The sequence below is a fragment of the Streptomyces sp. NPDC091416 genome (assembly GCF_044756845.1).
GTDB lineage: Bacteria > Actinomycetota > Actinomycetes > Streptomycetales > Streptomycetaceae > Streptomyces.
In genome coordinates this window covers 509,122-526,580 of record NZ_JBIVTU010000001.1, presented here as the reverse complement: position 1 = coordinate 526,580, position 17,459 = coordinate 509,122, and the positions used below count along the sequence as shown (strand labels likewise).

15 protein-coding genes are annotated in these 17,459 nt (G+C 71.3%); 7 read left to right on the top strand and 8 right to left on the bottom strand.

Annotation, left to right across the window (positions count from 1 at the left end; genetic code table 11):
- Window positions 1-5: 5 nt before the first annotated feature.
- The 4 genes from ACIQMX_RS02100 to ACIQMX_RS02085 all read right to left on the bottom strand — a co-directional run bounded on the left by ACIQMX_RS02100 (window position 6) and on the right by ACIQMX_RS02085 (window position 4,700).
- Entirely contained in the window at window positions 6-2,273 is a 2,268-nt protein-coding gene (locus ACIQMX_RS02100; protein WP_402474408.1) for an MMPL family transporter, read from the bottom strand.
- Between the two features lie 410 nt (window positions 2,274-2,683).
- A complete protein-coding gene (locus ACIQMX_RS02095) occupies window positions 2,684-3,502 on the bottom strand; it encodes an SAM-dependent methyltransferase (RefSeq protein WP_363066640.1) in 819 nt (272 codons plus the stop codon).
- Window positions 3,503-3,585: 83 nt separating this feature from the next.
- Window positions 3,586-3,837 carry a DUF397 domain-containing protein gene (locus ACIQMX_RS02090; protein WP_363066639.1) on the bottom strand — a complete coding sequence of 84 codons (252 nt, stop codon included), beginning with the start codon at window positions 3,835-3,837 and terminating at the stop codon, window positions 3,586-3,588.
- Entirely contained in the window at window positions 3,834-4,700 is an 867-nt protein-coding gene (locus ACIQMX_RS02085) for a helix-turn-helix transcriptional regulator (protein WP_402474406.1), read from the bottom strand. The genes ACIQMX_RS02090 and ACIQMX_RS02085 overlap by 4 nt, the downstream gene beginning before the upstream one ends.
- 413 nt (window positions 4,701-5,113) lie before the next feature.
- Between ACIQMX_RS02085 and ACIQMX_RS02080 the strand changes: the two genes are divergently transcribed.
- Window positions 5,114-5,482 (top strand): hypothetical protein, encoded by a 369-nt coding sequence (locus ACIQMX_RS02080; protein WP_363066637.1) that lies wholly within the window; start codon window positions 5,114-5,116, stop codon window positions 5,480-5,482.
- 245 nt (window positions 5,483-5,727) lie between these two features.
- Here ACIQMX_RS02080 and ACIQMX_RS02075 read toward each other — a convergent pair whose 3' ends face one another.
- Window positions 5,728-6,276: a MarR family winged helix-turn-helix transcriptional regulator gene (locus tag ACIQMX_RS02075; RefSeq protein WP_402474403.1), complete on the bottom strand. Its 549-nt coding sequence runs from the start codon at window positions 6,274-6,276 to the stop codon at window positions 5,728-5,730.
- A 40-nt stretch (window positions 6,277-6,316) separates the two neighbouring features.
- On the opposite strand from ACIQMX_RS02075, the gene ACIQMX_RS02070 reads away from it, so the two are divergent.
- A complete protein-coding gene (locus ACIQMX_RS02070) occupies window positions 6,317-7,264 on the top strand; it encodes a DMT family transporter (RefSeq protein WP_402474402.1) in 948 nt (315 codons plus the stop codon).
- A gap of 25 nt (window positions 7,265-7,289) precedes the next feature.
- Here the strand turns inward: ACIQMX_RS02070 and ACIQMX_RS02065 are convergent, their stop codons facing one another.
- The 3 genes from ACIQMX_RS02065 to ACIQMX_RS02055 all read right to left on the bottom strand — a co-directional run bounded on the left by ACIQMX_RS02065 (window position 7,290) and on the right by ACIQMX_RS02055 (window position 12,507).
- Window positions 7,290-9,884, bottom strand: a complete 2,595-nt coding sequence (locus tag ACIQMX_RS02065; RefSeq protein WP_402474400.1) for a discoidin domain-containing protein — start codon at window positions 9,882-9,884, stop codon at window positions 7,290-7,292.
- 78 nt (window positions 9,885-9,962) lie between these two features.
- Window positions 9,963-11,030, bottom strand: a complete 1,068-nt coding sequence (locus ACIQMX_RS02060) for a threonine synthase (RefSeq protein WP_402474398.1) — start codon at window positions 11,028-11,030, stop codon at window positions 9,963-9,965.
- Between the two features lie 79 nt (window positions 11,031-11,109).
- Window positions 11,110-12,507, bottom strand: coding sequence for a glycoside hydrolase family 18 protein (locus tag ACIQMX_RS02055; protein WP_363066632.1), 1,398 nt, complete (start codon window positions 12,505-12,507; stop codon window positions 11,110-11,112).
- A gap of 295 nt (window positions 12,508-12,802) precedes the next feature.
- On the opposite strand from ACIQMX_RS02055, the gene ACIQMX_RS02050 reads away from it, so the two are divergent.
- From ACIQMX_RS02050 to ACIQMX_RS02030, 5 genes are all read left to right on the top strand, one after another.
- Complete coding sequence (locus ACIQMX_RS02050) at window positions 12,803-13,555, top strand: GntR family transcriptional regulator (RefSeq protein WP_219570249.1); 753 nt, start codon at window positions 12,803-12,805, stop codon at window positions 13,553-13,555.
- A gap of 499 nt (window positions 13,556-14,054) precedes the next feature.
- Complete coding sequence (locus tag ACIQMX_RS02045; protein ID WP_402474397.1) at window positions 14,055-15,788, top strand: purine-cytosine permease family protein; 1,734 nt, start codon at window positions 14,055-14,057, stop codon at window positions 15,786-15,788.
- A 217-nt stretch (window positions 15,789-16,005) separates the two neighbouring features.
- Entirely contained in the window at window positions 16,006-16,206 is a 201-nt protein-coding gene (locus tag ACIQMX_RS02040; RefSeq protein WP_363066630.1) for an SPOR domain-containing protein, read from the top strand.
- A gap of 57 nt (window positions 16,207-16,263) precedes the next feature.
- Complete coding sequence (locus ACIQMX_RS02035) at window positions 16,264-16,668, top strand: (deoxy)nucleoside triphosphate pyrophosphohydrolase (protein ID WP_402474396.1); 405 nt, start codon at window positions 16,264-16,266, stop codon at window positions 16,666-16,668.
- A 175-nt stretch (window positions 16,669-16,843) separates the two neighbouring features.
- On the top strand, window positions 16,844-17,272 hold the full coding sequence (locus tag ACIQMX_RS02030; RefSeq protein ID WP_363066628.1) for an ATP-binding protein: 429 nt from the start codon (window positions 16,844-16,846) through the stop codon (window positions 17,270-17,272).
- The last annotated feature ends 187 nt before the right edge of the window (window positions 17,273-17,459 follow it).

The window sequence follows — 17,459 nt, the reverse complement described above, 5'->3', positions numbered from 1 at the left end:
CCGGATCAGACGCGCACCGCGTCGTCCGCCTCATCCACGGTGGGGTCCGGGTCGCGGTCCTCACCCTCGGCAGCCGAACGGTGGTTGAGGGCTTCGCCCTCCACGTCGACGCGCGGCAGGATCCGGTCCAGCCACTTCGGCAGCCACCAGGCCCGCTTGCCGAGCAGGGCGAGGACGGCAGGCACGATCGCCATCCGTACGACGAAGGCGTCGAGGAGCACCGCAGTGGCCAGGCCGAACCCGATCATCTTGATCATGGAGCCGCTCTCGGTGATGAACCCGGAGAACACCGCGATCATGATGAGGGCGGCGGCCACCACGACCCGGGCGCTGTGCTTGAACCCGGACACCACGGCCTGCGCGGCACTCTCGCCGCGGGTGTACGCCTCGCGCATCCGCGAGACGAGGAAGACCTCGTAGTCCATGGCCAGGCCGAACACGATGCCCACCAGGAAGATCGGCATCAGGCTCATGATCGGGCCGGTCTGCTCGATGCCGAAGAGGCCGGCGAGGTGGCCCTGCTGGAAGACCAGCACCACCGTGCCGAGGGCCGCCAGGACCGAGAGCAGGAAGCCGAGCGCCGCCTTGAGGGGCACGAACACGGACCGGAAGATCACCATCAGGAGCACGATCGCCAGGCCGACGATGGTGATCAGGTACGGCACCAGGGCTGACTGGACCTTGGCGGCCACGTCGATGTTCAGTGCGGTCGTGCCGGTGACCTCGAAGGTGGCGGACGTGTCCGACTCCAGGGCCGGGCGTTCGTCGCGGATGGTGGTGACCAGGGACTTGGTCCGGGCGTCGGTAGGGGCGGTGGACGGGGTGGCCTGGAACACCGCGGTGTCACCGGCCTCGTTGAAGTTCGCCTTCGAGACCGAGACGACCCCGTCGGTGCCGGCGATCTTCTCGCTGATCGTGGCGACAGCCGTCTTCGGGTCGGATGCTCCCTGGGCGTCGACGACGACGGTCAGCGGCCCGTTGAACCCGGGGCCGAAGCCCTCGGCGAGCTCGTCGTAGGCGCGGCGCTGGGTGGTGGACGTCGACAGGGCCTCGTCCCCGGGCATGCCCAGTTGCAGGCTAGCCGCCGGAACAGCGAGGACACCCAAACCGAGAACACCGAGGATCAGGACGGGCAGCGGGCGGCGCAGCACGAAGCGGGCCCAGCGCGTCCCGAGGTTGGCACGTCCTTGCTCAGGAGCCTCACTGGTGACTTGCTCGTGCGGGCCTGCCTGCAGGTCTCGGTCGAGACCCTTGCGCGCACGGCGCGACAGCACCGCGTTCGGCCAGAACCCCAGGAGCGCCGGCACGAAGGTGAGCGCGGCCAGTACGGCGATCAGCACGGCGCCTGCGGCGGCCAAGCCCATCTGCGTCAGACTCGGCACGCCGACCACCGCGAGACCGGCCAGCGCGATGATCACAGTGAGCCCGGCGAAGACGACCGACGAACCGGCCGTGCCGACCGCCAGCCCCGCCGCCTCCTCGGGCGCGTGCCCCTTGCCACGTTCCTCGCGGAAGCGGGAGACGATGAACAGCGCGTAGTCGATGCCGACCGCCAGACCCAGCATCATCCCCAGGGTGCTCGCGTCCGAGGACAGCCCGAGCGGCCCGGCGAGCAGCATGATCGCGAACAGGCTCATGGCGACGCCGACGATCGCGGTCAGCAGCGGCAGCCCCGCCGCGGCCAGCGAACCGAAGGTCACCAGCAGGACGAGCGCCGCCACCGAGATGCCGACGATCTCGGCGACCCCGCTCAGCCCGTCGTCGGCCTCCATCGCCGAGCCACCCAGATCGACGGTCAGACCCGCTTCACGGGCCTGCTCGGCGGCGTCCTCCACCGCGGTGCGGCTGGCGTCGGTGACGTCGTCGGAGGCCACCTTGTACGTGACGCTCGTGTATGCGGTCGAACCGTCCTTGCTGACCGCGTCCGACGTGAACGGATCCGCGACACCGGCCACCTGCGCGCCGCCGCCCAGGGCGTCCACCGTCTCCTCGATGGCCTGCCGGTTGTCGCTCGCGGTCACCTTCTGCCCGTCAGGGGCCACGAAGACGACCGTGGCACCGGCACTGTCGGCGGTGGCCCCGGGGAAGCGCTCTTGTATGAGGTCGTACGCCTGCTGGGACTCGATCCCCGGCATCGATTCGTCACTGCTCGAAGCCCCCGGCGCCTGCAGTGCGCCCAAGCCGACAGCGGCCAGGACGGCCACCCACAACAGGGCGACATAGCCGCGCCGCCGGAAAGCGTTCCGGCCCAGTCGATAGAGAAAAGTCGCCACGTCAGGGTCTCCGTATCCGTCTCCCGATAGCCGTTCCAGGCTCGCTCGGGAGGACCCGCCCCGTCGTCATGCGGCTACGGACACCGTTGTGTACTGAATTCGCAGCAGCACCTACTGAAATCTCAGTAGGTGTCGGTCGGCCCCCTGCCACCCGCTGACGCCGTGGAGGGGCGCGTGGCCTCCAGCGTGGGTGGAGAGACGGCGCTCGGGTCGCTGAACCCGATGCATCGCCCCTCGCAGTTGGGTAGCGTCGGCGAACCTGGGCGGTTTTGCACTTGGCGCGAACCCGTGCTGGCCTCGGGCCGGAACACCGCACGGTAGTCACTCACTGCGTGCCGGCGTCTCCCTCGTGGTCACCCTGTGCGGCACCACCAGTGAGTCCCGCGCGGCCCCACGCGCCCAGCCCCCCGCTAGCGCTTGATCCCCACGCCCGCCAGCAGGCTGATCTGGGCGTCCTCGATCTCCGGCTCGCCCGCGGCGGGGGCGGCGGAGCGCCAGCGGTGGCAGCAGACGATGCCCGGTTCGACCAGGTCGAGGCCGTCGAAGAAGCGGCGGACGTCGCCGTGCGAGCGGAACTGCACCGGAGAACCGGACTTCGTGTAGACCTCCGCGACCTTGTTCCAGGTGACCGGGTCGAAGTCGGGCGTGCAGTGGTTCATCGCGAGGGCGCTGCCCGCCGGGAGCGGGTCGAGGAGCCGGCGGACGATGGCGTACGGGTCGTGCGGGTCGGTGATGAAGTGCATGAGCGCGTTGAGGGAGAGGGCGATGGGCCGGTCGAAGTCCAGGACCCCCGAGTCCTCCACGGCGCTCATCAGCGCGTCGGGGTCGGTGACGTCGGCCTGGACGTAGGCCGTACGGCCCTGGGTCGTGCTGCGCATGAGGCGTTCGGCGTACTTGAGCACGAGTGGGTCGTTGTCCGCGTACACGACATGGGCGTCAGGTACGACGGACTGGGCGACCTGGTGCAGGTTGGGCTCGGTCGGGATGCCCGTACCGATGTCGAGCCACTGGCGGATGCCGTGCTCCTGCGCCAGGACGCGGGTGGCCCGGTGCATGAACGCCCGGTTCTCGCGTGCGGTCACGTAGATGCCGGGGTGGGCCTGGGCGGCGACCAGGGCCGCCTCCTTGTCTATCTCGAAGTGGTCCTTGCCGCCGAGGAAGTAGTCGTACATCCGGGCCGAGTGCGCCTTGCTGGTGTCGAGATCCCGGCCGGCCTGCCTGGTGCTCATGTTCTCCCCTTCGTACGTGTGTCGGTCGGCCCGCGGGCCAGGGACGGGACCCGGTGCCGTCGTCCCTCACGTCCGCCGCCGGTTCACCCCGCGGCCAGGTGATCGGCCAGACCCTCCTTGACCCCGCGGACGAACGCGGCGATCTCCTCCGGCGTGTAGATCAGCGCCGGCCCGGCCGGGTCGGTGGACTGGCGTACCGCCACGCGGCCGTCGGCGAGTTGCTTCGTCTCGACGCACTGGCCCCCGTTCGGCCCGCTCCAGGGCCGTTCCCAGCCCTGTTCCCCGAGATCGCGGGCCGGCATGCCGTTGTAGACGCCCTCGTCGGTGATCGTCATGAGTACTCCTTGCGCATGCGGTTCAAGAGCGCCCTGCTGTCCTCGGACGACGTCATCAGCGCCATACGGGAATGCGCTTCGAGATGGGAGACGACGTCCGCGCGCTGGTCCAGATAGACGGAGGCGGACAGGAGTTCGCTGTAGACGACGTCGGGCAGCTCGGGTTCCTCGAAGCGGAAATAGGTGAACGGGGCACATGCTCCGAAATGCGCTCCCGCGGCGAACGGCACGATGTCGATGCTGACGTGTGCGAGCTCGGAGACGTCCAGCAGCCGCTCCAGCTGCTCCCGCATCACCGGGGCGCCGCCCACCACCCGGTGCAGGACGGCTTCCTCCATGACCACCCACAACGTGGGCGCGTCCTCGCCCTCCAGCAGCTTCTGGCGGTGCAGCCTCAGCTGCACGCGGCGTTCTAGTTCCTCCTCGCTGCCGTGCGGCAGACCGCCGCGCAGCACGGCGTGCGCGTAGGCAGGGGTCTGAAGGAGGCCGGTGACGTACTGGGGTTCGTACGTACGGAGGGTCTTCGCGCCGGACTCCAGGCTGACGTAAGCGGTGAACCAGCTGGGGACGGCGTCGCGATAGGAGTGCCACCAGCCGGGCTTGTTGGCCTGTTCGGCCAGGTCGGCGAACTCCTCGATCTCCTGGCGGTCCGCCCCGAAGGTGTCCAGGAGCTTCTCCGCGTAGAGCGGCTTCAGCGCGACCTCGGCCTTCTCCAGCCGGCGGATCGTCAGGGTCGTCACACGCAGTGCCTTCGCCGCGTCCTCCAGCGAGGCGCCGGCGCCGAGCCGCATCTCCTGCAGCCGACGGCCCAGGATCATGCGCAGGACTGTCGGCGCGCTGGTACCGGAACGGGCATCACTCACGCCCAACCTCCTGAGGAACCGTCAACAAAGCCATTGTTACAGCCATTTGATGTTGACGCCAGGCTGATACCCGTGCTCCTGAAATTATCAGGGAGTCGGTTGCAGCGTGACCGTTATCACGCGCATAGTGGAGGAGTGAGTGGTCAAGTCGCGTTAGTGGCGCGGGATCCGGGCCGCGATGGGTGCGGGGGTGGATGCGTGATGCCGGCGCCGCCCTCGGAGCCACGCTGTCGGGCACCCGCCCCGGCCGCGCCTTCCGCCGCTCGGTTGCCGCCGTTCGGCACTGTGCGGCCGATTGCCGCACCGCACGCCCGGCACGAGTCGAATCGCTGTGTGTCCGGGCCGAGTTGAGCCCTCCGCGTCCCCTCGCGCGGTGGAACCCTCCTCTTCGATCCACTTACGGAAGGCGCCCCATGACCCCCCACGAGGAAATCGCCTCTCCCGTCGTGCTGTACGTATGTGCCGACCGGGACCGGGGCGCGCCCGGCGAAGCCACGCGGCGCGCCCAGACGGAAGGCCGCGCGTTCGCCCGGGAGCGCGGACTGACGATCGCCGAGGTCGTCACCGACACGTACGGTGAGCCCGACCCCGGCCGTCGCAGAGGGTGGCGGCGCGTGAGGCAGCTGGCGAGGACGGGTGATGTCACCGCGGTACTCGTCCGCTGGCCCAGCGCCATCGCCCCGGAGTCCGCGAGCGAACTGCGGCACCGTGAGGCCGCCTGGCTGCACGACCAGGGCGTGCGCCTCCGCTACACCTGGGCGCCCCTGTCGTCGCCCGGCTGATCTCCTGCCCGGGGGCGGGCGCCGGAGTCGGTGCCGGGTTCGTGGGGCGTGCCGACCGGCCGGCGCCCTGCGCGGCTCGGCGCCTGCACTGTGGAGAGGTCGCGCCGCCGATGACCCTGAGTGGCCCGGAGCCTGTGCCGCTCAGCCGCTCCGTGGTGGCTCCGCCCGCTCCGGCCACGTTGTCAGCAGTGACTCCAGCGGGCCGCGCCGCCGATGACCCCTGCGCGGCCCGGAGCCTGTGCCGCTCAGCCGCTCCGTGGCGGCTCCGCCCGCTCCAGCCACGTTGTCAGCAGCGACTCCAGCGCCGCCGCCTCGTCCCCGCTCAGGGTGTCGAGGAGGCGGCGTTCGTTGCGCATGTGCTCGGTGAAGGCCCGGTCGATCAGCTCGCGGCCGGCCGCGGTGAGGGCGACCACGCGGGCACGGCCGTCGCCGGCCGTCCGGCGGCGGGTGACCAGGCCGGCGCGTTCCAGGCGGTCGATGCGCTTCGTCATCGCGCCGGTGGTGACCATGGTGTGCGTGGCCAGTTCGCCGGGCGCCCGCTCGAACGGGTCGCCGGCCCGGCGCAGCGCGGCGAGCACGTCGAACTCGCCCTCGCTCAGGCCGAACCGGCGGTACACGACGCACAGCTCCTCCGTGAGCAGCCCGGCCAGCCGGTGCAGGCGGCCGATCACGCCCTGGGGGCGCACGTCGAGGTCGGGGCGCTCGCGGGCCCATTCGGCCTGGATGCGGGCCACGTGGTCCAGGGGCTGGGGCTGGGGCTGGGGCGTGGCGGTGGAATCAGCGGAATCCGGCATGTGACCCATAGTAGCTTCCTGGGAAGGTATATTAGCTTCCATGGAAGCTACCTTGCGGTGGGTGCTCGTCACGGCGATCGCGCCGGTGGCCTGGGGTACGAACTACTACGTCACCCACGCCTACCTGCCCGCCGGGACCCCGCTGTACGGCGCCGCCATCAGGGCCCTGCCCGCCGGCCTGCTGCTCCTGGCGGTCCGGCGCCGGCGGCCCCACGGCTCCTGGTGGTGGAAGGCGGCGGTCCTCGGCGTCCTGAACACGGGCGGGTTCTTCGCCCTCGTGTACGTCGCCGCGCAACTGCTCCCGACCAGCACCGCGTCGACGATCATGGCGGCCTCCCCGGTGGCCATGATGCTGATCGCCTGGGCGCTCGTCGCCGAGCGGCCGAGACCGCTGCCCCTGCTGGGCGCCGTGGCCGGCATCGGCGGGGTATGCCTCATGCTGCTGACCGGAACCGGCTCCGTCGACCTCCGCGGGGTGCTGGCCTCGGTCGCCGCTCTGCTGATGTCCTCCCTCGGCTACATCCTCACCAAGCGCTGGGGCGCCGGGACCGACGTCCTCGCCTCGGCCTCCTGGCAGCTGATCGCCGGCGGCCTCCTGCTGCTGTTCCTCGCGGCGGTCGTGGAAGGCGGACCGCCCGCGCTCGACGGCCCGGCCGTCCTCGGGTTCGGTTACGTCACCGTCGTGGCGACCGCGCTCGCCTTCGCCGCCTGGTTCGCGGGCCTGCGCCATCTGCCCGCCGCGACCGTCGGCCTCGTCGGGCTGCTCAACCCGGTGACCGGAGTGCTGCTCGGCACCGTGCTCGCCGGTGAGCCGCTCACCCTCCGGCAGATCTTCGGGCTCGTCCTCGTACTGGCCGGGATCCTGCTCGGCCGTCCGTCGGCGCGCCGCCGGGCCGCCGAGAGCCGCCGCACGGGGGCCGGGGCCTCTCGTTCGGATCATGCCGGGCTCGCGGGGTCCGGCACGCGCGCAGCGGACCCCGCCCCCTGATCCGGCCTGATCCGAACGGAGGACCTCAGGGCTGCGTGACCGTCAGTTCCCTCACGCCCGTCGGCTCGGCCTCGTCCGCCGAACGGACCGTCACCCGCACCTCGCGGGCCACCGTCCCCGCCCGGTACGGCTGCCAGTTCCTGCCGTCGGCCGAGGTCTCCAGGCGGTGCGAGGCGGGGGCCACGTCCGTCCACTCCGGCGCGATCCCCGTCACCGGGGCCGCCCGCCCCAGGTCGACCGTCAGCGTGCCCGTCCGCCCGTCGGGGGACCAGGCCGTCGCCGTGCTGCCGTCCACCGCCGCGGCCGCGTACAGGCCGGGCGTCTCCGATGTCGCCGTCGCCGGACGGCAGCGGGCCGCGTCCGCGGTCGGGGTCAGGTCCGGGCGGCGCGTGGGGAGGGTGAGGGTCCCCGACAGGGTGCGGGGGCCGGACGGGGTGTGGAGGGTGAACGGGGCGCCCGAGGCGAGGCGGACCTCCGTCGTCCGGGGTCCGATCGCGATGTCGTACGTACGTCCCCGGTAGCGCAGGCCCGTCAGCCTGACGCCGTCGCTCAGCTGCGGCGGCAGCAGCGGGTCCAGCCGCACCCCGTCCTCCCGCAGGCGCAGACCCGTCAGCCCGTGCGTGAACACCTGGAGGAAGCCGCCCTTGCCGGTGAGGAAGTCCTCGGCGGGGAAGCCGGACAGGGGGTCCTGTGCGCCCGCCTTCTCGCCCCGCGCCTCGCTGAAGAGGGCGTACGGGCCACGCATGAACGGCCTTACCGCACGCTGGAGATACGTGTACGTGGCGCAGCCCGGCTCCCCGATCGCGGCCGCGTCGATCGCATGGACCGAGTCCGTCATCGCCGGACCGTCCGGATCGGTGTGCGCCGCGTAGTAGTCGAGCGTCGAGGCCGCCGCACCCGGCTCCATCGGCCACTCCAGCGGATAGACCAGCAGGACCGTGTCGGCCTGCTTGATCGTCGAGCCGTCGTATCCCGCGTACTGGAGGTACAGCTTCCGCTCGGGGTCGTACGGGATGCGCAGACCGTCCGCGATCTCGGTCCACTTCTCCGGGGCCGGGTGGCCGAGGAGCTGCGCCGCGCGGGTGGCGTTGCGCAGCGCGGTGGCCGCGACGGCGTTGGTGAACACCCCGTCCGTGACGCCGTTGCTGTACTCGTCCGGGCCCGCCACCTCCTTCACCGAGTAGCTGCCGTCGTCGTTCGCGGTGGCGCGCGAGGCCCAGAAGTCGGCGATGCCCTGAAGCATCTGCCAGCCGTGGCCGGCCAGCCAGTCGCGGTCGCCGGTGGCCAGGTAGTACTGCCAGACGGCCAGGGACACATCGCCCTGAAGGTGGTTCTGGGTCACGCAGTGCGGCGGGTTCCAGCTCTGGCACTCGGACCAGAGACGGCCCCTGCTCGCGCTCGTCCACGGATAGAACAGGCCCTCGTAGCCCAGCTTCTCGGCGTTCGTACGGGCTTCGCCGCGCGTCCGGTAGCGGTACTCGACCACGGAGCGCGCCAGTTCGGGACGGGTGGCGAGCAGGCCCGGGTACATCCAGGTCTCGGCGTCCCAGAACACCATGCCCGCGTAGTTGTCGCTGGTCAGACCGGCCGGGGCGATGCTGTCGCGGGAACCGGTGCGGGTGGAGGCGAGGAGTCCGTACTGGGCCGAGCGCAGCCACTTCTGCAGATCGGGGCTGCCCGGCACGGACACGTCGGCCGACCAGTCGCGGCGCCAGACGGCGGCGCTCTCGGCGAGCACGGCGGACCAGCCGCGCCGCGCCGCGCGCCGGGACGCCTCGCGTGCGGTGGTGCGCGGGGCGCGCGAGGTGAGAGCCGTGTCCACCCCCACGTACTTCAGGTACGTGTACGTGCGCCCGGCGCTCACCCGGGACGCCTGCCCGTTCGCGCCGGCCGGGCGCACCGTCTGCACGATCGCGCCCGCCGTCCCCGTGCCCCGGGTCCGGAAGGTCCCGTCGTCCTCCAGCGCGATCCGGCGCGCGCCGCGCGGGTCCAGCCGGCCGGTGACCGTCGCGGTGCCGGTCCAGTGCGGGGTCATCCGCAGCCGCACGGCACCGGCGTGCACGTCGGAGCGGTCGGCCAGCACCTCGTACGTCAGGTCGGTCGCGCGTCCGTCGGACGTGGTCCAGCGCAACGAGGTGCGCACCAGTCCGCACCGCAGGAACACCGTCTGGCGGTACCGGGAGATCCGGCCCGCCGGCGTGGCGGAGCCGAACGTCTCCGCGCCCACCCGCACATCCAGGTTCGTCCAGCTCGGCAGCGCGGCGGCCACCTCACGGCCGGCCGCCAGATCCTCCTCGCGGCCGAAGAGCCCGGAGACGAACGCCCCGTCGTAGCGCGGGGTGAACAGCGGCCAGCCGGTCTTCTCCCCGCGCTCGGCGTACCCGGCACCCGCGGCCGGTACGCGGTGCCCCAGGTAGCCGTTGCCGACGTAGGGGTCGTAGCCCTCGGCCCCGCCGAACGTCGTGGACGACGGCGCCCAGGCGGGGTCCGTGTCCCGGCCGCAGGCCACGGCCGGCGGAGTGGGTGAGGGCCGGTCGGCGGCGGACGCGGCGGGCGGCAGGGGCGCGATCAGGGCGCACGCGACCAGGGACGTGAGGAGAGAGGTACGCGAAAGGCTCACGGTACGAACGTAGGGAAGCGGGCGTGGCGCGGCGGGGCACGGCGCGCGGGTGAACGGCTGACTCCGGCGCACGCGCGCTCAGGCCGCGAGCCCCGTCTTCAGGCCCGCTCCGCACAGCGGTACGACGACGCCGCGGTCGGTCCAGCCGCCCACCGCCGCCCAGCAGGCCACGCCCGTCGTCTCCACGTAGAAGCCGCGCGCGGCCAGATCGAGCTGCGCCGCCCGGATCTGATCCTCGGTCACCGTCAGGAACGTGCCGCCCGACTCCCGCACCGCCGCCAGGATCGCCCGGGCGCGGGGCGGGCGCGGGATGGCGATGCCCTCGGCCAGGGTGGGGGAGGCGGTGGTGCCGGCCGGGGTGCCGAGGAGGCCGTCCGCACCCGCGTGGAAGGCGGCGGCCAGCGGGGACACCGCCTCGGCCTGGACGGCGATCAGGGCGGGGCGGGTGTCGATCAGGCCCTGGGCGAGGAGTTCCTCGGTGGCCAGGGCCGCGCCGAGGAGGAGCGTGCCGTTGCCGACCGGGACGGCGATGGCGTCCGGGAGCCGGCCGCCGAGGTCCTCCCAGAGCTCGTACACGTACGTCTTCGTGCCGTGCAGGAAGTACGGGTTGAAGACGTGCGAGGCGTAGAAGGTGCCGGGTGCGTCGGCGGCGGCGCGGGCCGCGCGCGCGGTCGCCTCGCGGTCACCGGCGACGACCTCCAGGCGCGCGCCGTGCGCCCGGATCTGCTCGGTCTTCTTGGGCGACGTGCCCTCGGGGACGTACACCGTGCAGGGCAGGGCGGCGCGGGCGCAGTACGCGGCGACGCGCTCGGGCGCGAGGCGGCGGGCCAGTTCGGCGAGCATCACCGCGCCCCGGTCCTTGAAGGAGAGCGTCGGCATCAGGAAGTCGAGTTTGGCCGAGACCGTGGGGGTGAGCGGCACGAGCGGGGTGCGGCCCTCGCCGAGCGTGGTCGCGGGGGAGGAGAGCGGCAGGACCTCCTCGTAGCGCCACAGGGAGTTGGCCCGGCCGGGCAGTTCGCCGGGACGCAGCGGGCCCGCGCTCTCGAAGTCCAGGTCCCACGGGCCGCGGCAGACCGGACAGCACCAGGTGAGCGAGGTGACGTCGGCGCGGGTGCCGTCCTGCGGGCAGCGGTACGTGGTGGTCATGGCGGCCAGCATGCCAGCCGGGGCGGTGGGGCGGAGTCCGGGGCGGCCGCGGTGTCGCGGCCGCCCCGGAAGGCCGTTCCTACCGCCGGCCGAGCCCGCGGTCGACGGCGGTCATCAGCTCGCCGTCGTCCGTGTCCCCGTCCAGCGACCAGAACATCGCGCCGCCGAGCCGGTGGTCGCGGATGTACGCGGTCTTGGTGCGCAGGACCTGCGGATCGTCGTACGTCCACAGCGTGGTGCCGTCGAACAGCCAGGCGCTGCCGTCACGGACGTTGCGGTGGACCTTGTACGTACCGGAATCGGCCAGCTTCCTGAGGGCCTTGTAGTCCTCGTAACCGGCTGCCCAGGTCGCGGGAGCGGGGGCCGCGGCGGGCTGCCCGAGGCCGTCGCCGCCACCGGTCACACCGGTCCAGCCCTGGCCGTAGAACGGCATCCCCATCACGAGTTTGCGGGCCGGGGCGCCGCGCTTCAGCCAGTCGCGCACGGTCTGGTCGACGCTGAAGTCGCCCTTCGCGTACAGCGCGGACTGCTGCGCGGTGGTCTTCTCGCCCGAGACGTGGAAGTCGTAGCCCTGGAGGTTCACGAAGTCGAAGTCCCGCATGATGCGCGGGACGTCGAAGCCGGCGTCGATCTTCTCGGGGGACGTGGGCACGAACGCCGAGAGGTCGTAGTGCCTGGGCCTCGATCCGTGGGGGCCGCCGTTGCGCGAGGCGGCGCTGCTCTTCGCGTACGCGTCGAGCTGGGTACGGAACTCGTGGACCAGGGCCGTGAAGTTCCGCTTGTCCTCGGGGCGGTACACCGTGTCGGTGTCACCGGCGGATCCCGGCCATTCCCAGTCGATGTCCACGCCGTCGAAGAGACCGGCTGCCGCGCCCGCGCCGCCGCGCGTCCCGTCCACCGGCAGGTTGCCCTTGATGTACAGGTCGATGCACGAGGAGACGAAGGCCTTGCGGGAGGCGGGCGTGCGGGCCGCGTCCGAGAAGTGCGTGGACCAGCTCCAGCCGCCGAGCGAGATCATCACCTTGAGGCCGGGGTGCTTGGCCTTGAGCTCGCGCAGCTGGTTGAAGTTACCCGCGAGGGCCTGGTCGTCGGTGTCGGCGACGCCGTCCACCGAGCCCGCGGCATCCAGCGGGCGTACGTAGTCGGCCCAGGCGTCGGCCTCGCCGGGGACGTTGCCCGTGAAGCACTTCCCGTCGGCGCTCACGTTGCCGAACGCGTAGTTGATGTGGGTGAGCTTGGCCGCCGTTCCGCTCGTCTCCAGGTCCTTGACCTGGAAGTCGCGCCCGTAGACACCCCATTGGGTGAAGTAGCCGACGCGTTTGAACGCGGGCGCGGAACTGTGGTGTCCGCCCTTTCCGCGGTCCGCGCGGTGCTCGTCGCCGTGGCCCGCGGTGGCGTTGGCGGCGGGGGCGAGGGTGGCGGCCAGCGAGAGGGCGCAGGCGGCAAGGGCCAGTCCGGACAGGGTTCTTCGACGCATGAGGCCCGTTCCTGTGCGTGTGCGGAGGCATGTGCTGAGCATGTGCGAGACATGTCCTGCGACATGTGCGGGAGGTGCGTGACCGTGCTGTGTGGAGAGGAAACTATTGGTCTGGACCAAACATGGTCAAGGGGTGGGGCGTGCCGGAACGGCCGAAGGTGCGTGGTTGCCGGGCGGGGATATGCGCACGCCGGCGGCGAATCATCACTTCGAGTGAAACTCTGGCCTGTGCTTGCGGTCCGGAACCGACGGTTGCGACGCTGTTGCAGTCTGTCAACCTCTTGGGGAGTGGCCTGTGACTTTCGGTGAGCAGCCCGCCTATCTGCGCGTTGCGAGCGATCTGAGAGAGAAGATCGCCAATGGTTCGCTGCCGCCGCATACGCGCCTGCCGTCGCAGGCGCGTATCCGCGAGGAGTACGGGGTCTCGGACACCGTCGCGCTGGAGGCGCGCAAGGTGTTGATGGCCGAGGGTCTCGTCGAGGGACGCTCCGGTTCCGGCACCTACGTGCGCGAGCGCCCGGTCCCGCGCCGCATCGCCCGTTCCGGCTTCCGCTCGGAGGCGGGGGCCAGCCCGTTCCGGCAGGAGCAGACGGCGGAGGGGGCGCGGGGGACCTGGGAGTCCCGGAGCGAACAGGAGGGCGCGAGCCCGGAGATCGCCGAGCGGCTCGGCATCGAGCCCGGCGACCGGGTGATGCGCACCCGCTATGTGTTCCGGGACGGCGGCGAGCCGATGATGCTCTCCACCTCCTGGGAGACCCTCGCGGTCACGGGACGCACGCCGGTGATGCTGCCGGAGGAGGGCCCGCTGGGCGGCTGCGGGGTGGTCGAGCGGATGGCCGCGATCGATGTCGTCGTGGACAACGTGGCCGAACAGGTCGGCGCGCGCCCGGGGCTGGCGGAGGAGCTCCTGGCGCTCGGCGGGGTGCCGGGCCATGTGGTGATGGTGATCGAGCGGACGTATTACGCGTCGGGCCGCCCGGTCGAGACCGCCGACGTGGTGGTGCCGGCCGACCGCTACCGGGTCGCCTACCACCTTCCGGTCCGGTGAGGGGGGTTGGGCGGACGCCCGGTTCCGGTCCCGTCCGGGTGACGGGTTCGCGGGCCTGCGGTGCCGGTTCGGTGGCGGGCGCCGGGGTCTGTGGTGCCGGTGGGGCGGCGGGTTCGAGGGGCTTGGTTCCTGGCCGGGTGGCGGGTTGGCGGGCTTGCGGTGCCGGTTCGGTGGCGGGCGCCGGGGTCTGTGGTGCCGGTGGGGCGGTGGGTTCGAGGGCCTCAGTTCCTGTCTGCGTGGCGGGTAGCAGAGCCTGCGGTCCCGGCCGGGTGGCGGGCTTGCGGTCGTCTGTTCCCGGTCGGGTGGCGGGTCGGTGGGCGCGGCGTTCCTGTCGGGTGACCGATATCCGGCGGTGCCCGTCCGGCGCCCGTCACCACGAATTAACGGCGGCCCGTACCCCGTAACCGACGGGCAATCACCGACCGTGCTGGCTTGTCATGTCCCGCTCCTACCTTCCCGTTCGGACCCGCACTCCGGACTGACGAACGGGAAGTCACCGATGACGGACACAGTCGTACCGCAGACGGAGACCGCCTCCGGGGGAGACCTCGCAGGCGGCTCCGGCACCCCGCCGCCCCGTCGCAGCTACGCGAAACTCGCAGCGGACGAGAGCCGGGAGGACTACTCCCTCCGCTATGCGCCGCACTCCTTCCGGCGCTGGTCGCCCGGCATGGTCGCCGGCACCGCGCTCGGCGGGATCGCCTACCTCGCCGACTTCGCGATCGGTGCCTCGATCGTCTTCACCTACGGCTTCACCAGCGGCTTCGCTTCGATCATGGCGGCCGCGACGATCATCTTCCTCACCGGCATCCCCATCGCCCGCGCCTGCGCGAAGTACGGGCTGGACATGGACCTCGTCACCCGGGGCGCCGGATTCGGCTACTTCGGGTCGACGCTGACCTCGCTGATCTACGCCTCCTTCACCTTCATCTTCTTCGCCCTGGAGGGCTCGATCATGGCCCAGGCCATGCATCAGGCCGTCGGACTCCCGGTCGAGGCGGGCTATCTGATCACCACTCTGATCGTCATCCCGATCGTCTTCCGCGGTATGGGCGCCCTCGCCAAGGTGCAGGCCTGGACCCAGCCCGTCTGGATCATCGGCATGGTGCTGCCGTTCGTCGTCCTCGCCTTCGAGGCGCCGGACGCCTGGGGCGCGTTCGGCTCCTTCGGCGGTACGGAAGGCGCCGGGTCGGGCTTCTCCTGGATCGGCTTCGGACTCGGCACCGGTGTCGCTCTCTCGCTCATCGCGCAGATCGGCGAGCAGGCCGACTACCTGCGCTTCATGCCCGCGAAGACGGAGGCCAACAAGCGGCGCTGGAACCTCGCCGTCCTCGCCGCCGGACCCGGCTGGGTCATCATCGGCGCGGCCAAGCAGCTCGGCGGCGCGCTGCTCGCCTTCGTCGCTCTGGAAGCGGTCGGCAAGACGCACGCGCTGGAGCCGATCGCCCCGCAGATCGAGGCGCTGAAGCCCTGGCTCGGCTCGTTCGCGCTGCCCGCGGCCGCCCTGTTCGTGATCGTGTCGCAGGTGAAGATCAATGTGACCAACGCCTACAGCGGATCGCTGTCCTGGTCGAACTTCTTCTCCCGGATCACCCACCGTCACCCGGGCCGGGTCTGGTACATCTTCCTCAATCTCGTCATCGCGCTGACGCTGATGGAGATGAACATGTTCGCGGCCCTCAACAAGCTGCTGGGCTTCTACTCCAACGTGGGCATCGCCTGGATCGTCGCGGTCGCCGCCGATCTGGTCATCAACAAGCGGATCGGCCTGAGCCCCCCGTACATCGAATTCAAGCGGGCCTACCTGTACGCGGTGAATCCGGCCGGATTCGGGGCGATGGTGATCGCCTCGACCGTCTCGATCCTCGCCTTCTTCGGGCTGTTCGGCGCGTACGCGGAGGCGTTCTCGACCTTCATCGCGGCCGGATTCTCGCTGACGCTCTGTCCGCTGATCGCCTGGGCGACGAAGGGGAAGTACTACCTGGCGCGGCCCAACCCCGTGAACGGGCCCGGCGCCGAGGTCCCGGACATCACCGCCACCCACATCTGTTCCGTCTGCGCCACGGCCTACGAGCTCCCGGACATCGCCGACTGCCCGGTGCAGTCGGGTCCGATCTGCTCGCTCTGCTGCTCGCTGGACGCGGAGTGCGGAGACGTCTGCCGCAAGGCGCCCGGAGCCGGCCCGGTCCTCATGCCGGAGCCGGTACTGCGTGAGGGGGCCTTGCGGCCCTGAGGGCTGTTGCGTAACCGAAACGGCCGCCGGGAAACGCCCCGGGGGCGCATCCGTCCGGATGCGCCCCCGGGGCGTTGGTCCGCTCCTGGCCGGATCGGTATCTCTTTGTGCGATTACGCATGCGTTGAGTAAAGGTCAGGCGTACGCTCGGGCATATGCGTACTGCGGTTTCCTGCGGGTCCTTAGAAACATGCACGCCGTTCAGGGGAGGGGCGCAATGCTCGGGAGGGACACGATGAGCGACAGCGGTGCTGTGCTCCCGTGGCTGGTGATACGGCAGGACGACAACGGCAACCGCTACCGCGTGGGCAGGTACGCCACGCAGGACGAGGCGCAGAAGACCGCCGACAAGCTGGAGAGCCACGGCCACAAGCAGCTCTACTGGGTCGAGCGCGTAGGGCAGACCGCCCGCCCGTAGTGCGCCCCCTGCGACGGCCTCGCGGGGCGTCCGTGACGGGGCGTTACGCTCCGCGTCATGACTGATCGCGTAGTGGTGGCCGCAGCCGTCTACGACCGGGGGCGGCTGCTGGCCGCGCGCCGCAGCGCCCCGCCCGAGCTGGCCGGACGCTGGGAGCTGCCCGGCGGCAAGGTGGAGCCGGGGGAGAGCGGCGAGCAGGCGCTCGTCCGCGAGCTCCGCGAGGAGCTGGGCGTCGAGGCGGAGCCGCTGGAGCGCGTCCCCGGTGAGTGGCCGCTCAAGCCCGGCTATGTGCTCCATGTGTGGACGGCCAGGCTGGTGTCCGGGGTGCCCGCGCCGCTCCAGGACCACGACGAGCTGCGCTGGCTCGGGCCGGGCGAGAGCGGCACGGTGGACTGGCTGGAACAGGACCTGCCCGCAGTGGCCGAAGTCGTACGGCGGCAGCCCGGCGGCGCACACCCCTGAACCAGTGCCCTGCGCCGATCCCTGTGCGCCCCCGTCCTCCCCGTACAGCCGTTCGTGCGCAGGCTCCTACACCCGTACGCCCCACGTGCCGACAGCAGCGGTATTTCGTCCGTAATTTCGGGTATGTGATGTTTAGTCCCCGCAATCAAGACGTTCCCGTTGCCGGCCCTGGGAAGTGATCGGCGTGATCGATACGGAAGGCGACAGCGCGGAGTGGAGCTTTCCGGCTGTTCCCGGCGCCGTGCGCACGGCACGGCATGCCGTCCATGAGGCGCTGAGCGGCTGGGGACTCGACGCGGCCGTCGGCGATGTGACGGTTCTGCTGGTCAGCGAGCTGGTGACCAACTCGATGCGGTACACGGCGGGCCCCATCGGGGTGCGGCTGGTGCGCCCGCGCCCGGACGGCGAAGGCCCCGCGGCACGCCCCGGTCTCCTCGTGGAAGTCTCCGATCCGCTTCCGGATCCGCCCACCGAACGCATGGCCGGACCCGACGACGAAGGCGGCAGAGGGTTGCAGCTCGTGGCCTGTTCGGCCCGCCGATGGGGGACCCGGCGCGGAAAGAGCGGTAAGACGGTGTGGTTCGAGCTGGCCCTGCCTGGTTAGGAGTGAGGTGGGACGAACAGCGATCACGGTGGTAAGGCCGGAATCGGCCGGTCGGAATCTGGCCGAAACGGACTGAGACCGTGCTGTGATCGTGAACGCCGTGTCGGTCGGGGCCGTAGTGCTGAATACTGCGGGCAGGACCGGTCCGGTGTGTGAGCTGGAGGGGACGGTCGCGTGAGCGAAATAC

Bases quoted from the DNA above. Each gene is read 5' to 3' on its own strand.
- ACIQMX_RS02095 (WP_363066640.1), bottom strand. From the start codon at position 3,502: ATGAGCACCAGGCAGGCCGGCCGGGATCTCGACACCAGCAAGGCGCAC.
- ACIQMX_RS02090 (WP_363066639.1), bottom strand. From the start codon at position 3,837: ATGACGATCACCGACGAGGGCGTCTACAACGGCATGCCGGCCCGCGAT.
- ACIQMX_RS02080 (WP_363066637.1), top strand. From the start codon at position 5,114: ATGACCCCCCACGAGGAAATCGCCTCTCCCGTCGTGCTGTACGTATGT.
- ACIQMX_RS02075 (WP_402474403.1), bottom strand. From the start codon at position 6,276: ATGCCGGATTCCGCTGATTCCACCGCCACGCCCCAGCCCCAGCCCCAG.
- ACIQMX_RS02070 (WP_402474402.1), top strand. From the start codon at position 6,317: ATGGAAGCTACCTTGCGGTGGGTGCTCGTCACGGCGATCGCGCCGGTG.
- ACIQMX_RS02060 (WP_402474398.1), bottom strand. From the start codon at position 11,030: ATGACCACCACGTACCGCTGCCCGCAGGACGGCACCCGCGCCGACGTC.
- ACIQMX_RS02055 (WP_363066632.1), bottom strand. From the start codon at position 12,507: ATGCGTCGAAGAACCCTGTCCGGACTGGCCCTTGCCGCCTGCGCCCTC.
- ACIQMX_RS02045 (WP_402474397.1), top strand. From the start codon at position 14,055: ATGACGGACACAGTCGTACCGCAGACGGAGACCGCCTCCGGGGGAGAC.
- ACIQMX_RS02040 (WP_363066630.1), top strand. From the start codon at position 16,006: ATGCTCGGGAGGGACACGATGAGCGACAGCGGTGCTGTGCTCCCGTGG.
- ACIQMX_RS02035 (WP_402474396.1), top strand. From the start codon at position 16,264: ATGACTGATCGCGTAGTGGTGGCCGCAGCCGTCTACGACCGGGGGCGG.